The organism is Streptomyces sp. ISL-11 (genome assembly GCF_018614525.1).
In the GTDB taxonomy this organism is placed as follows: domain Bacteria; phylum Actinomycetota; class Actinomycetes; order Streptomycetales; family Streptomycetaceae; genus Streptomyces.
Window position 1 is genome coordinate 1 of record NZ_JAGGOL010000205.1, and the last position, 13,682, is coordinate 13,682.

Genomic DNA, 13,682 nt, shown 5'->3' on the forward strand with positions numbered 1-13,682 from the left:
CCGGTTCGGACTTCGTTTCCGGCCCCCTGTTGAAGCGGGGTTCGCCTTCTTGCTTTCGCTTTCCGGCGGTTCCGACTTTATCAGAAGTTTTTCGGGCCGAACTCATCGGCCTTTTCGACTTCCAACAGGGAATCGGGGGTCTCCGTGCGAATTGAATCCGCCACCGGAGCGCTATAGACACTAGCCGCCGCCGTGGAACCTGTCCAGTTCTCCCGGCAACCGTTCGAATCTACCTCCCCACCGGGCCTGTGTCAACAGGTCTGGCGGGACGAGTAGGACACTACCAGCCCCGACGGGTCCGGCGCACATCCGCTCCCCAGAGCCCGCAAGGCTCCTGCGGTGCGACGTGCGTCAGGCGAAGGACGACGGCGGGGTCTCCAGCTCCTCCAGCTCGACGCCGGGCGCCGCGAGGACCACGTCGCCGGCCAGGTGCACGGTCTGCACCTCGCCCGTCTCCAGGTCGCTGACCTGGTACTCGTCCACTTCGAGCGGGCCGTTGTCAGTGGCGTGTGCTGTCCTGCCGACCAGAGCCCACGCCTGGTCGAGGGTGCGGGGGGCGAGTACGGGGGAGGTGAAGCCGACGAGGCGGATCCGCTTGGCGCCTTCGCCGGGCGCGAGCCGGAGCAAGCGGGACAGGGCCACGTAGAAGGCCGGGGAGGCGCCCGTGAAGGCATGTGCCGCGACATTGCCTTCCGTGCCGTGCTCGCCGGTCGGGTCGGTCCGTACCCAGGTGACTCCGTCGAGGGCCGCGCCGCGCACCTGCCAGCTCGCCGCGTGGAGCTGGAGGCGGATGGGGCGGCCGAGGTCGTCGAGGGTGAGGTCGACCGAGCCGGCGTGGTCGCCGGCCGGGGTGGTGAGCTGCGAGACGTAGCGCCAGCCGGAGGGGCCGGTGGCGCAGTGGAAGTGTTCCGCGCCGAGGGGGGTGTGGTCGTGCGGGTCGTGGAGGGAGTAGCGGCCGCGAGGCATGTGGGGTCCTTGACGGGAAGCGGACAGGCCCCCGCCGAGGTGGGCGGGGGCCTGGCTACCGGCTTCTGGCGCGGGTGATGCGGTCAGTCGGCTCAGTAGCGGTAGTGGTCGGGCTTGTACGGGCCCTCGACCTGGACGCCGATGTAGGACGCCTGCTCCGGGCGGAGCGTGGTCAGCTTGACGCCGAGGGCGTCGAGGTGGAGACGGGCGACCTTCTCGTCCAGGAGCTTGGGCAGCACATAGACGTCGGTCGGGTACGACTCCGGCTTGGTGAAGAGCTCGATCTGGGCCAGGGTCTGGTCCGCGAAGGAGTTCGACATGACGAACGAGGGGTGACCCGTCGCGTTGCCGAGGTTCAGCAGACGGCCCTCGGACAGCACGATCAGCACCTTCCCGTCCGGGAAGGTCCAGGTGTGCACCTGGGGCTTGACCTCGTCCTTGACGATCCCGGGGATCTTCGCCAGGCCGGCCATGTCGATCTCGTTGTCGAAGTGGCCGATGTTGCCCACGATGGCCTGGTGCTTCATCTTGGCCATGTCGGCGGCCATGATGATGTCCTTGTTGCCCGTCGTGGTGACGAAGATGTCGGCGATCTCGACGACGTCGTCCAGGGTGGTGACCTGGAAGCCGTCCATCGCCGCCTGGAGGGCGTTGATCGGGTCGATCTCGGTGACGATCACCCGGGCGCCCTGGCCACGCAGGGACTCCGCGCAGCCCTTGCCCACGTCGCCGTAGCCACAGACGACGGCGACCTTGCCGCCGATCAGGACGTCGGTGGCGCGGTTGATGCCGTCGATCAGGGAGTGGCGGCAGCCGTACTTGTTGTCGAACTTCGACTTCGTCACCGCGTCGTTCACATTGATCGCGGGGAAGAGCAGCGCACCGGCCTGCTGCATCTCGTACAGGCGGTGGACACCGGTCGTGGTCTCCTCCGTCACGCCGCGGATCTCCGACGCCAGCTGGGTCCACTTCTGGGGGTTCTCGCCCAGCGTGCGGTTGAGCAGCGTGAGGATCTGCGCGTACTCCTCGCTGTCGGCCGTGGACGGGTCCGGGGCCGCGCCGGCCTTCTCGAACTCCACGCCCTTGTGGACCAGCAGCGTGGCGTCGCCGCCATCGTCCAGGATCATGTTCGGACCGCCCGTGGCGGCGTCCGGCCAGGTCAGGGCCTGCTCCGTGCACCACCAGTACTCCTCCAGCGTCTCGCCCTTCCAGGCGAAGACGGGGACGCCCTGCGGGTTGTCCGGAGTGCCGTTCGGGCCGACGGCGATGGCCGCGGCCGCGTGGTCCTGGGTGGAGAAGATGTTGCAGGACGCCCAGCGCACACGCGCGCCCAGCGCCACCAGCGTCTCGATGAGCACGGCCGTCTGCACCGTCATGTGCAGCGAGCCGGTGACGCGGGCGCCGGCGAGCGGCTGCGCGTCCGCGTACTCCTTGCGGATCGCCATCAGACCGGGCATCTCGTGCTCGGCGAGGGTGATCTCCTTGCGGCCGAAGGCGGCCAGCGACAGGTCCGCGACCTTGAAGTCCTGACCGGTGGAGGTGGTGGTCATACGGGCTGCTCCTCTGAAGGGCGAGCGAGGGTGGGTACGGCTGGGCACGCGGTCAGGCCGTCCGGCCACGACCGGACGGACCCTGGACAGAGGCTGTCAGAGCTGACACACCTGTCCCCTGGCCGCAGCGCAGTCCGTCGGAGGCCCTCTCTCCCTCGGCCGGTCCGTCGTGCGGGCCGCCCGACCGCCATCAGCAGCGACGTCTGGCTCTGGTCACGAATCTACACCGGGGGCCCGGTGAACCCCAGCCCCGCTCCGTCCCGTTCCGTTCGGCGGGTGAGTTCCGTGCGGGCGGCGCCGCCTGATGGTCCGGCAGGTCATCTCCTTTGCTCCGCAGGTCACGTGTTGCAGGATGCGAACAGCGCGAGGACGCGGCACGCTCCCGCGCGCGTTGAGTTGTGAGGAGATCCACGTGATCAGTCCGGCCGACCCGCCCGAACGCACTCCCTCCACCGGCGCGGGCAGCGGTGCGCGGGGGCTGAGGCTGGTGGCGGTGACCGCCTGCCCCACCGGCATCGCCCACACCTATATGGCCGCGGAGAAGCTGGCGCAGGCGGCGCGGGCGCTCGGCCATGAGATGAAGGTGGAGACCCAGGGCTCGATCGGGGCCGAGAACGTGCTCACCGACAACGATGTCGGGCAGGCCGACGGCGTCATCGTCGCCGCCGACAAGGACGTCGACCTGAGCCGCTTCGCGGGCAAGAGGGTGCTGTCCGTCGGCGTCGCAGAGGGCATCCACCACCCGGAACGGCTCATCGAGCGGGTGCGCGACGCCCCCGTGTACGGGAACGGCCGGACCCGCGGCGGGGGCGGCGGCGGTTCGGCCCTGCTGCCCGGGGCCGGCGGCGGGGGGCGCGGCGCGGTGTACAAGGCGCTGATGAACGGCGTCTCGTACATGATCCCGTTCGTCGTGGTCGGCGGGCTGCTGATCGCGGTGTCGCTGGCGCTGGGCGGGCACACGACTCCCGAGGGGATCGTCTTCGAGAGTTCCTTCTGGAAGTCCGTCAACGACATCGGCGTCATCGGCTTCACGCTCATGATCCCGATCCTCTCGGGCTACATCGCCTACGCCATCGGTGACCGTCCCGCCCTCGTGCCCGGCATGGTCGGCGGCTGGATCGCGAGCCATGGGGAGCTGTACGACAGCAAGGCGGGCGCGGGGTTCATCGGGGCGATCGCCACCGGCTTCCTGGCGGGCTACCTGGTCCTGTGGATCAAGAAGGTCGAGGTTCCGGGGTTCGTCCGGCCGATCATGCCGGTCATCGTGATCCCGGTGGTGGCGACGACCGCGCTGGGCCTGTTCTTCGTCTATGTCATCGGCCGGCCGATCGCGTGGCTCTTCGAGCATCTGACCGGCTGGCTGGGCGACCTGACCGGCGCGAGCGCGGCACTGCTCGGGGTCCTCCTCGGCCTCATGATCGCGTTCGACATGGGCGGGCCGGTCAACAAGACGGCGTTCCTCTTCGGTGCCGGTCTGGTCTCCCGCAATCCGGAGATCATGGGCATGTGCGCGGCGGCCATTCCGGTGCCGCCGCTCGGTCAGGGGCTGGCGACGGTGCTGCGGCGCGGGATGTTCACGGCGCAGGAGCGGGAGACCGGGTTCGCGGCGCTGTTCATGGGGTTCTTCGGCATCACGGAGGGGGCGATCCCGTTCGCCGCGGCCCGGCCGGCCCGGGTCATCCCCGCGAACATGCTCGGCGGCGCGGTGGCGGGTGCCGTGGCGGGCCTCGCGGCGGTCGAGGACTCGGTGCCGCACGGTGGTCCGATCGTGGCGGTGCTCGGCGCGGTCGGCGGCGTGCCGATGTTCTTCATCGCCATCGCCGTCGGCATGGTGGTGACGGCGCTGACGACCGTGTCGCTGATGTCCCTGGGCGGTGGCACGCCGGCGGTGGTGGCGGGTCTGGCGGCGGCCGCGGTGCCCGCCGTCCGGCCGGTGCCGGCCGCGAGCCCCGACTCCGCGCTCTCGGGTCACCTCCCCGCGTCGGCGGTGCGCCCGAGCCTCGCCGCCGGGACGAAGGAGGCGGCCATCCGCGAGCTGGCCGGGCTGCTGACGGCCACCGGGAGGATCCGCGACGCGGACGGACTCGTCGCGGCGGTGCTCGCGCGGGAGGCGCTGGGTACGACGGGGCTGGGTGAGGAGATCGCGATTCCGCACGCCAAGACGAACGCGGTCGCGGCTCCGGTCGTCGGCTTCGCCCGGTCCGCCGAGGGGGTCGAGTGGGGCTCGCTGGACGGTACGAGGGCCCGGCTGCTCTTCCTGGTCGCGGTGCCGGAGGCGGCTGCGGGCGACGAGCACCTGCGGATCCTGGCGATGCTGTCGCGGAAGCTGATGGATCCCGGTTTCCGGGAGCGGCTGCTCGTGGCGCCGGACACCGCCGCGGTCATACGGGTGCTGGGCGAGATCGAGTAGTCCGTACGTACGCGAAGGCCCCCGCGCCCTTGCGGTGCGGGGGCCGTCACGTCCGTACGCCGTGCGGTGCTCAGTGGAGGGCCGGGCCGCCCGGGGTGGCGGCGGGGTCCTCGCCGGCCGCGGCGGCCTCCGCGCTGTAGATGTCCGGTTCGAGGTAGATCACCCGGGCGATGGGCACGGCGGCGCGGATGCGCGCCTCGGCCGCGTCGATCGCCCGCGCGACCTCGACGGCGGTGTTGTCGTGCGGCACCGCGATCTTGGCGGCGACGAGCAGTTCCTCGGGGCCGAGGTGGAGGGTGCGCATGTGGATGACGCGGGTCACCGTCTCGCCGTCGACGGCGGCGGCGCGGATCCGGCTCACCTGCTCGGGGCCGGCGGCCTCGCCGAGGAGCAGCGACTTGGTCTCGGCGGCCAGGACGAGCGCGATGAGGACGAGCAGGGCGCCGATGCACATGGTGCCGATGCCGTCCCAGATGCCGTCGCCCGTGGCGAGGGTCAGGCCGACGCCGGCGAGCGCGAGGACGAGGCCGACGAGCGCGCCGAGGTCCTCCAGGAGGACGACGGGCAGTTCGGGGGCCTTGGCGGTGCGGACGAACTGGCTCCAGGACTGCTTGCCGCGCAGCTCGTTGGACTCCTTGACGGCCGTGCGGAAGGAGAAGCCTTCGGCGAGGATGGCGAAGACGAGGACGCCGATCGGCCAGTACCAGTGCTCGAGCTCGTGGGGTTCCTTGATCTTTTCGTAGCCCTCGTAGAGCGCGAAGACGCCGCCGATGGTGAACAGGACGATGGAGACGAGGAATCCGTAGATGTAGCGCTCGCGGCCGTAGCCGAAGGGGTGTTCCTCGCTCGCCTTCTTCTGCGCCTTCTTGCCGCCGAGCAGGAGCAGCGCCTGGTTGCCGGAGTCGGCGACCGAGTGCACCCCTTCGGCGAGCATCGACGACGAGCCGCTGAACGCGAACGCGACGAATTTCGCCACGGCGATGGCCAGGTTGGCGCCCAGCGCGGCGACGATGGCCTTGGTTCCGCCTGTTGCACTCATATGTGCGGGATATCCCTTCCGCCCCTGCAGTTGCTTTGCTCTTCCTTTACGGCGGGCCATTGTTGCAGCCGCCGGACGGAGTTGCGCTCACACGGCGACTGTGGCGCGAAACACCGTGGCCCCGTCGCCGGCGAGCCGGACGCGCTCGTCCGCCCGTACGAAGGCGGACTCGCCCCGGCGCAGCGTGAGCTCGGTGCCGTCGCCGTCGCGCAGGACGGCCGTGCCGGCGGTGCACAGGAGGACCTGCGGGGTGCCCTCCGGGAGGGTGGCGGGGGTCTCCGAGGCGGGTGCGAAGACGTAGCGCGAGAGGCGGAATTCGTCGGCGGGCGTCGTGTAGACCTCCTCGCCGCCGGCGTCGGCCTCGGGGCGCAGGACGGCGGGCGCGGTGCTCTCGAAGCGGACGACGCGCAGCAGTTCGGGGATGTCGATGTGCTTCGGAGTGAGCCCACAGCGGAGCACATTGTCCGAGTTGGCCATGATTTCGACGCCGAAGCCGTCGAGGTAGGCGTGCGGGACGCCGGCACCCAGGTACAGGGCCTCGCCGGGGTGGAGGCGTACGTGGTTGAGGAGCATGGCGGCGATGACGCCGGGGTCGCCCGGGTAGTGGCGGGCTAGGGAGGCGTAGGCGGCGTAGGCGGCCCGGTGCGGTCCCTCCTCGGCGGCGAGCCGGCCGGCCGCGGCGGTGGCGGCCTCGACGGTCTCGGCGATGGCGGTGTGTTCGGCGCTCAGCACGGCCGTGAGGACCTCGCGCAGCGCGTCCGACTCGGGCCGGGCGTGCAGGAGGTCGACGTACGGCTTGAGGGAGTCGACGTCCAGGGCGGCGAGCAGCCCGGCCGTCTCGTCCGGTGCGCGGAAACCGCAGAGGCCGTCGAAGGCGGTGAGGGCGCAGAGCAGTTCGGGCTTGTGGTTGGCGTCCTTGTAGGTGCGCTCCGGTGCGTCGTGCGGGACGCCGCGGGCCTCCTCCTCGGCGAAGCCGGCCCTGGCCCGTTCGAGGTCGGGGTGGACCTGGAGGGAGAGCGGCGAGGCGGCGGCGAGGAGCTTGAAGAGGAACGGCAGGCGCGGGCCGAAGCGCCGGACGGCGGCGGCGCCGAGCTCGGCCTCGGGGTCCTCGGCGATGGCGTCGCACAGCGGGCGCGGGCCGTCGCCGCGGTCGACGCGGGAGGGGGCGCCGGGGTGGGCGCCCATCCACAGCTCGGCCTGGGGTTCGCCGGTGGGGGCGGTGCCGAGGAGCTCGGGGATCGCGGTGGTGGAGCCCCACGCATAGGGGCGCACGGTGTTGGCGAGGCGGTCCATGGGCGCGGTTCCTGACTGTCGAGCGGGCCGGTGTCCGGGGTGGGGCCCGGACGCGGCCTTTCTACGGGGTGTCTACGGGGTGGAGGCGAGGGCCAGGTAGACGGCGGCGAAATCCGTGATGGCGAGCAGCTCCGCGGCGGTCTCCAGGGGCGTCTCCGCGTCGATCGCCTCCAGCTCGCTGACGGGGGTCTCCCGCTGGAGGGCGAGGTCGCGGGCGGCGGGGGCGGGCGAGGTGACGTCCGCCTCCTGCTCGCGGAGCAGGACGACCCGTACGTGCAGGGTGCCCGGGTCCTCGACCCGGTCGCGGAAGAATTCCTCGGGGCCGGCTCCGGCCGCGAAGTCGCCCGCGAGCAGGGTGCCGTGCGTGGTGAGCGCCTCGGGGAGCTCGGCGGCGAGCGCCGGGCGGCCGGCGAGGGCGGCGAGGACCGTGGCGAAGTGCCGGCCGGCCGCGGCGGCGAGCTCGCCCTCGGTCCAGATGAGGGGGAGGGTGTCCGCCAGCTCGGCCGCCAGGGTCTTGGCGGGGTTGCTGTACGTGGCGATGGCCGGGCCGCAGCGCTCGGCGACCTGGTCGAGCCGGTCGGCGAGCGACTCGATCGCGGCGGCGTCCGCGGCGAGCAGGCCGATGCGGTCGGCGAGGGTCAGCAAGGGGGTGAGCAGCGACCAGAGGAGGCCGGGGCCGATGGGCAGGGCGACCCTGCCCCTGGGGGGCTCCTCGTCCGTACGGGACTCGCTCGGTGAGCTGGTGAGCGGGATCGCCAGGCCGCGGGCCTGGGCGGTGGCGTCGGCGAGGGGGGAGCCGGCCGGGCTGACGCAGACGACGGAGCAGCCGCGCCGGTACGCCTGCTCCAGGAGGATGGCGAGGCCGGGTTCCGTGCCGTCCGGGCTGGCGACCAGCAGCAGGTCCAGCGGGCCCGCCCAGCCGGGGAGCGTCCAGCGCAGGGCGCCGGGTGCGGGGGCGACACCGGCCGGGCGGATCAGGCAGACCGGGGCGCTGCCGCCGGCGAGGGCGGTCAGCAGGTCGGCGGTGCAGCCGGCGGCGGGGCCGGGACCGGCGACGAGGACGGCGCGCGGCCGTCCGTCCGGGCTGAGGCCCCCGACGCCCGCCTCGGCGCTGTTCCGGGCGGCCGTACGGACCCGGGCGCCGGATTCGGCGGCGCCGCGCAGGAGTCCGTGGACATCGGCTCGGGACAGGGCGTCGGGGTCATCGAGGAGTGACTCGTCGAACACCGTTGATCAGCCTCCGATCGCCGTGGCGTACGCCGCGGTGTGCGGGCCCCGCCGCGGCGTACGCCGCGACGGGCGGGCGGGGTCAGGCCGGGCGCCGGGCCTCGTCCACGAGCAGGACGGGGATGTCGTCACGCACGGGGTAGGCCAGGCCGCAGCTCTGGCTCTGGCACACCAGCTCGGTGCCCTCCTCGGAGGTTTCCTCGCGGAGGGGGGCGTGACACGCCGGGCAGGCGAGGATCTCCAGGAGACCGGCTTCGAGCGGCATGGGGGGTTCCCTTCGGGTGTGCGTGTTCTGTCCGGCCAGCGTAGTCGTTCCCACTCGGGCCGGCGGAGATGCGGGGCGGCCGTCGCGGCGAGCAGGACGCCGCCCGCCCCGCTCGGGCGGAGCCGTCGCTACGCCCTGACGATCGCCAGGACCTCGTCGCGGACGCGCGCCACCGTCTCCGGGTCGCGGGCCTCGACGTTGAGGCGGAGGAGCGGCTCCGTGTTGGAGGCACGGAGGTTGAACCACCAGTCGGGTGTGGTGACCGTGAGGCCGTCGAGGTCGTCGAGCTCGGTGTTCGCGCGGCCCTCGTACGCGGCGCGGACCGCGGCTGCGCGGTCGGCCTGGTCGGCGACGGTGCTGTTGATCTCGCCGGAGCCGGCGTAGCGGTCGTACTGCCGGACGAGCTCGGACAGGGTCCCGCCCTGGCCGCCCAGCGCGGCGAGCACGTGCAGCGCGGCCAGCATGCCGGTGTCGGCGTTCCAGAAGTCGCGGAAGTAGTAGTGCGCGGAGTGCTCTCCGCCGAAGATGGCGCCGGTGCGGGCCATCTCCTCCTTGATGAAGGAGTGGCCCACGCGCGTACGGACCACCTCGCCGCCGTTCTCCTTGACGACCTCCGGCACCGACCACGACGTGATGAGGTTGTGGATGACCGTGGCGCCGGGGTGCTTGGCCAGCTCACGGGCGGCGACCAGGGCGGTGATCGCGGACGGGGAGACGGGCTCGCCGCGCTCGTCGACGACGAAGCAGCGGTCGGCGTCGCCGTCGAAGGCGAGGCCGATGTCGGCGCCCGTCTCGCGGACCTTGGCCTGGAGGTCGACGAGGTTCTTCGGGTCGAGCGGGTTGGCCTCGTGGTTGGGGAAGGTGCCGTCGAGCTCGAAGTACATCGGCGTCAGGTCGAGGGGCAGGCCCTCGAACACGGTGGGCACCGTGTGGCCGCCCATGCCGTTGCCGGCGTCCACGACGACCTTCAGCGGCCGGATGGCGCGCAGGTCGACGAGCGCGCGCAGGTAGGCGGCGTAGTCGGTGAGGACGTCCCGCTCGGTGACCGTGCCGGCGGTGGCGGCCGGCTCGGGGGCGCCCGACGCGGCCCAGCCCTCCACGAGCGCGCGGATCTCGCCCAGGCCGGTGTCCTGGCCCACGGGGGCGGCGCCCGCCCGGCACATCTTGATGCCGTTGTACTGCGCGGGGTTGTGGCTGGCCGTGAACATCGCGCCGGGCATGTCCAGTTGACCGCTCGCGAAGTAGAGCTCGTCGGTCGAGCACAGCCCGATGCCGGTCACGTCGACGCCGCGGGAGGCCGCGCCGCGCGCGAACGCGCTCGACAGGCCGGGCGAGGACGGCCGCATGTCATGGCCGACCACGATCGCGTCCGCCCCGGTCACCTCGGCGAACGCGGCACCGAACAGCTCGGCCAGCGCCTCGTCCCACTGGTCGGGGACGACGCCGCGCACGTCGTACGCCTTCACGATCTGCGACAGATCAGCCACAGCCAACCCCTCCTGGAGTCCGGAACAGGAAGACAAACCTACCCGGAGGGACCGACATTCCAGACGCGGGACGGATCGTAAACGGGCCGTACGGGCGGCGGTGCGTCAGGAGTCGGGCGAGCGCAGCACCCTGAGGTGGCCTCGGCGGGCGACCTCCATCGGGTCGGCCTCAAGGCCGTTGGGTCCGACGGCGCCGGGCGTGGTGTTCGGGCTCGCGAGACGTTCCTGCGGGCGGGCCGCCTCGCGGACGGCGTTGGCGAGCGCTTCGAGGTCGTCGCCGCTGGGGCGGGCGGGGCCGGTGTCGAGGGCGAGCCGGACCACGTCCCAGCCGCGGGGCGCGGTCAGCCGCTCGGAGTGCTCGGCGCACAGGTCGTAGCAGTGGGGTTCCGCGTAGGTGGCGAGCGGTCCGAGAACGGCGGTCGAATCGGCGTAGACGTACGTCAGCGTCGCGACGGCCGGGCGGCCGCACGCGGTGCGCGAACAGCGACGTACAGGGCTCACGAGGTTGGACGGTACCGCACTCTTGAGCGGTCCGCGACGACACTCCCCCCGCTCACTCCTCCGTGTCGTCCCGGTTCGTCCTGTGGACGCCGTTTCGCCACCGGCCGGTTGACCTGCGGGGAGACCCCGGGAGCGTACGCCGCCGTGGGCAAAATCTGTCATGAACCCACCTACACCGTGTCATTCGGCATGGGTCGTCCGATCCCGCACCCGGCTCCAATCGATCGCGTAGATGACCGAAATGTTCATCCGGCGACATGCGCGGATAGCCGATCACCGCGTGCGGGCGGCCGGCCGGCGGATACCCTCAGGAGTGATGGACAACCCCGTACCTCCTCGCCGCTCCGAGCCTCGCCCGCGCCACCGCGACCGCCACGGACGGGGCATGCGCGGCCCGATCGCCCCGCCCCAAGTGCCCCTGTCGGTCAGCCGCGGCGAGGCGTTCGTGGACCTGGTGCAGGATTCGGCGGAGCGGCTCGAACGGCGCTGGCCGCAGCTCTCCGCGGTCGACTTCGTGGTCCGCGAGGTGCCGGTCACCCTCCGCGACTCCGGCGGCGCGCGCAGCGATCCGGACGGGCTGGACGTCTTCGACTTCGAGGGCGAGTCCGTGCCGCTCGGCCGGTACGTCGCCGCCCATGGTGACGCGCCCGACCGGATCGTGATCTACCGCCGCCCGGTGGAGATCCGCACCAAGACCCGCGACGAGCGCGCCCTGCTCGTGCACGAGGTCGTGGTGGAACAGGTCGCCGAACTCCTCGGGCTCGCCCCGGAGTCGGTGGATCCGCGCTACGGGCAGGACTAGGCCGGGTCCGGCGGATCGTGTGAGCGGGCACTGCGGGCCGTGTCGTCCGCACCGCCGCTGCGGGGTGGGTGGTGCCCTCGACGCCGGACGGGCTTGAAAGCGGCTGAGCCCAGCGCAATCAAGCCCGTCCGGCGTTTGAGGACGCGCCCGCAGGGCGCCCGCCGCCGCAGGCGGCAAAGACGGCCCGCAGCCGAAGTCCCGCCCGGGCACGCGCAGGGCCGGGTCAGCGGTTGAGCATCGACAGGTCCTGCTCCGCCCTCGGCACCGCCACCGTGGAACGGTCGTCCGGCAGCGGCTGGACGGTGAACATCGGCAGCCCGTCCTTCGGCAGCGCCAGCATCCGCGCCGCGTGCACCGGGCCGCCGGAGACGCGCTCCACGGTCACCGCGTAGGACCCCTTGGCCCCGGAGGGCTGCGGCGGTTCCACCGTCAGTGTGGTGCCCGCCTTGACGGTGTAGCTCTTGCTGACCGGGCTGCCGCCCTCGCTGCCCGCCGAGGAGGTCACCTTCACCTGCGCCGCCTCCTTGCCGGGAGCGACGAGGGCCAGCGTGGTGGCCTTGGCGCGGTTGTCGGCGACGGTGCCGCGCCGTTCGATCGCCGCTGTGGCCGGGATGAACGCCGTCTCCTGCTTGTCGTCCTTGCCGCGCGTGACCCGCAGCGCCGCCACGACCGGGGCGCCGCCGCCGTCCGCGGTGAGCAGGAGCGAGCCCGCCTCGCCCTTGGTGAGGTCACCGAGGTCGACGGCCGTCGTCATGCCGCTCTTGACGTGCAGCGTCTCGTGGCCGGCCGGGGTGATCGAACCGTTCGGCCCGGCGAACCGCAGCTTGAGGTCGGCGTCGTCCGCACCGGGGGCGAAGGCGACGAGCCGCACCGAGGTCGCGTCGGCCGGGATGCCCGGCAGCACGGCGCTCGCGGCCGGCCCGGCGGAGGCCGGCAACCAGTCGCCGCCGGCCTTGTCGTCGGACGCCTGCACCGCCGCGCCCACCCGGCCGGAGCGGGCCGCCACGTGCAGCGTCGCGCTGTCCGCGGGCGCGTCCGTCAGCGTCGACAGGAGGACCGGGACCGTGGAGCGGGGCGGGACGGTGATGCCCTCCCCGACGGCCGCCTTGATGCGGCCGTCCTTGCCGTAGAGCTCCAGGTCGACGACCGCCGCCGTGCTGTCCGGGTTGGTCAGGTGGACGTAGTCCTGGCGTCCCTTGGCGGTGCTCGCGCCGGGGAACCAGAAGGAGGTGTCGGGTGCCGTGCAGCTCAGCCCGTGCAGGCCGCGTCCGCTGCCCGCGCTCACCACGGTGGTCTGCTGCACGCTCCAGCCGGGTGCGAGAGCGCCCTCCGCGCCACCGATGAGGGCCGGGGCGTCGGAGCGGCCGGTGGTGGCCGTGGCGGGCTTGCCGGGCTCCTTCAGGGAGAGGACGGTCGTGCCGGGCGCGACCGCGCCCTTGTCGTCCTTGCCGTCCTTCTTCTTGTCCTTGGCGTCCTTGCCGTTCGCGCCCTTGGCCGCGTCGTCCTTCCGGCCGCCGGCCGCGGCCGCGACCAGGTCGGCGGCCGTCTTCTTCCCGCCCGCCCCCGCAGGCCCCGGGGTGAACGCCGTGTACGTCGTCTCCGCCACGTCCGAGGAGGTGGGTGCCGGGCACAGCGCCGTGGACCGCTGCACCGGCAGCCGTTCGGCCGCCCGGGCCGTACGGGCGCTGTCGGCCGGGCCGGCGACCACGGCGACGCCCGTGACGGCGGCCAGCGCCGCCGAGACACCGAACAGGGACAGGGTGGTGCGCTTCACTGCTGCTCGCTCCCGTCGCGGTGCGGCCGCGTCGTGCCGCCGTACGTCGTGTCATAGGGCTGCCCGGTGTAGCCGTACGGGTCGTAGGCACCGGCCGCGTACGGGTCCGCCGCGTACTGGCCCTGCTGCGGGTACGAGCCGTCCTGGTAGGGGTCCTGCTGCGGGTACGAGCCGTCGTAGGCGCCCTCCTGGTACTGCCCGCCGTAGCCGCCCGGCCGGCCCTGGGCGTCCCAGCCGTCGCCGCCGTACTGCTGCTGGTGCGGCACGGCCGCGTACGGGTCGGCGGTGGGCCCCCCGTACGGATCGGCGGGCGGCTCCGCGGCGGGCGGCTCGGATGCCACCGGTTCGGCCGGCCGCTCGGCCTCGGC

General features: G+C 72.7%; 11 protein-coding genes and 1 pseudogene. 2 read left to right on the forward strand and 10 right to left on the reverse strand.

The annotated features are described in order from the left end of the window. Window positions 1-351: 351 nt before the first annotated feature. Together J7E86_RS29780 and ahcY are read right to left on the reverse strand one after the other, a co-directional pair. Window positions 352-966 carry a hypothetical protein gene (locus tag J7E86_RS29780; protein WP_215085926.1) on the reverse strand — a complete coding sequence of 205 codons (615 nt, stop codon included), beginning with the start codon at window positions 964-966 and terminating at the stop codon, window positions 352-354. A gap of 92 nt (window positions 967-1,058) precedes the next feature. Beyond that, window positions 1,059-2,516, reverse strand: coding sequence for an adenosylhomocysteinase (gene ahcY / locus J7E86_RS29785; RefSeq protein WP_215085927.1), 1,458 nt, complete (start codon window positions 2,514-2,516; stop codon window positions 1,059-1,061). Between the two features lie 412 nt (window positions 2,517-2,928). Here ahcY and J7E86_RS29790 point away from each other — a divergent pair, with 412 nt between their 5' ends. Further along, entirely contained in the window at window positions 2,929-4,926 is a 1,998-nt protein-coding gene (locus J7E86_RS29790; RefSeq protein WP_308312778.1) for a fructose-specific PTS transporter subunit EIIC, read from the forward strand. A gap of 70 nt (window positions 4,927-4,996) precedes the next feature. On the opposite strand, the gene J7E86_RS29795 is transcribed toward J7E86_RS29790, so the two are convergent. From J7E86_RS29795 to J7E86_RS29820, 6 genes are all read right to left on the reverse strand, one after another. After that, window positions 4,997-5,965 carry a cation diffusion facilitator family transporter gene (locus J7E86_RS29795; protein WP_215085928.1) on the reverse strand — a complete coding sequence of 323 codons (969 nt, stop codon included), beginning with the start codon at window positions 5,963-5,965 and terminating at the stop codon, window positions 4,997-4,999. Window positions 5,966-6,052: 87 nt separating this feature from the next. Further along, window positions 6,053-7,258, reverse strand: coding sequence for a mannose-6-phosphate isomerase, class I (gene manA / locus J7E86_RS29800; RefSeq protein ID WP_215085929.1), 1,206 nt, complete (start codon window positions 7,256-7,258; stop codon window positions 6,053-6,055). Window positions 7,259-7,330: 72 nt separating this feature from the next. Then, on the reverse strand, window positions 7,331-8,485 hold the full coding sequence (locus J7E86_RS29805) for an SIS domain-containing protein (RefSeq protein WP_215085930.1): 1,155 nt from the start codon (window positions 8,483-8,485) through the stop codon (window positions 7,331-7,333). Window positions 8,486-8,567: 82 nt separating this feature from the next. After that, window positions 8,568-8,750: a Trm112 family protein gene (locus tag J7E86_RS29810; protein ID WP_215085931.1), complete on the reverse strand. Its 183-nt coding sequence runs from the start codon at window positions 8,748-8,750 to the stop codon at window positions 8,568-8,570. A 128-nt stretch (window positions 8,751-8,878) separates the two neighbouring features. After that, window positions 8,879-10,237, reverse strand: coding sequence for a phosphomannomutase/phosphoglucomutase (locus J7E86_RS29815; protein ID WP_215085932.1), 1,359 nt, complete (start codon window positions 10,235-10,237; stop codon window positions 8,879-8,881). Between the two features lie 105 nt (window positions 10,238-10,342). Then, entirely contained in the window at window positions 10,343-10,738 is a 396-nt protein-coding gene (locus J7E86_RS29820) for a DUF3499 domain-containing protein (protein ID WP_215085933.1), read from the reverse strand. Window positions 10,739-11,054: 316 nt separating this feature from the next. Between J7E86_RS29820 and J7E86_RS29825 the strand changes: the two genes are divergently transcribed. Continuing rightward, on the forward strand, window positions 11,055-11,540 hold the full coding sequence (locus J7E86_RS29825) for a metallopeptidase family protein (protein ID WP_215085934.1): 486 nt from the start codon (window positions 11,055-11,057) through the stop codon (window positions 11,538-11,540). Window positions 11,541-11,763: 223 nt separating this feature from the next. Here J7E86_RS29825 and J7E86_RS29830 read toward each other — a convergent pair whose 3' ends face one another. Both J7E86_RS29830 and J7E86_RS29835 read right to left on the reverse strand, forming a co-directional pair. Further along, window positions 11,764-13,314: a DUF5719 family protein gene (locus J7E86_RS29830; RefSeq protein ID WP_215085935.1), complete on the reverse strand. Its 1,551-nt coding sequence runs from the start codon at window positions 13,312-13,314 to the stop codon at window positions 11,764-11,766. Continuing rightward, window positions 13,311-13,682, reverse strand: a pseudogene (locus J7E86_RS29835) (hypothetical protein); the annotation flags it as partial. The gene J7E86_RS29830 and the pseudogene J7E86_RS29835, both read right to left, overlap by 4 nt.

Bases quoted from the DNA above. Each gene is read 5' to 3' on its own strand.
- ahcY (WP_215085927.1), bottom strand. From the start codon at position 2,516: ATGACCACCACCTCCACCGGTCAGGACTTCAAGGTCGCGGACCTGTCG.
- J7E86_RS29795 (WP_215085928.1), bottom strand. From the start codon at position 5,965: ATGAGTGCAACAGGCGGAACCAAGGCCATCGTCGCCGCGCTGGGCGCC.
- J7E86_RS29780 (WP_215085926.1), bottom strand. From the start codon at position 966: ATGCCTCGCGGCCGCTACTCCCTCCACGACCCGCACGACCACACCCCC.
- manA (WP_215085929.1), bottom strand. From the start codon at position 7,258: ATGGACCGCCTCGCCAACACCGTGCGCCCCTATGCGTGGGGCTCCACC.
- J7E86_RS29810 (WP_215085931.1), bottom strand. From the start codon at position 8,750: ATGCCGCTCGAAGCCGGTCTCCTGGAGATCCTCGCCTGCCCGGCGTGT.
- J7E86_RS29825 (WP_215085934.1), top strand. From the start codon at position 11,055: ATGGACAACCCCGTACCTCCTCGCCGCTCCGAGCCTCGCCCGCGCCAC.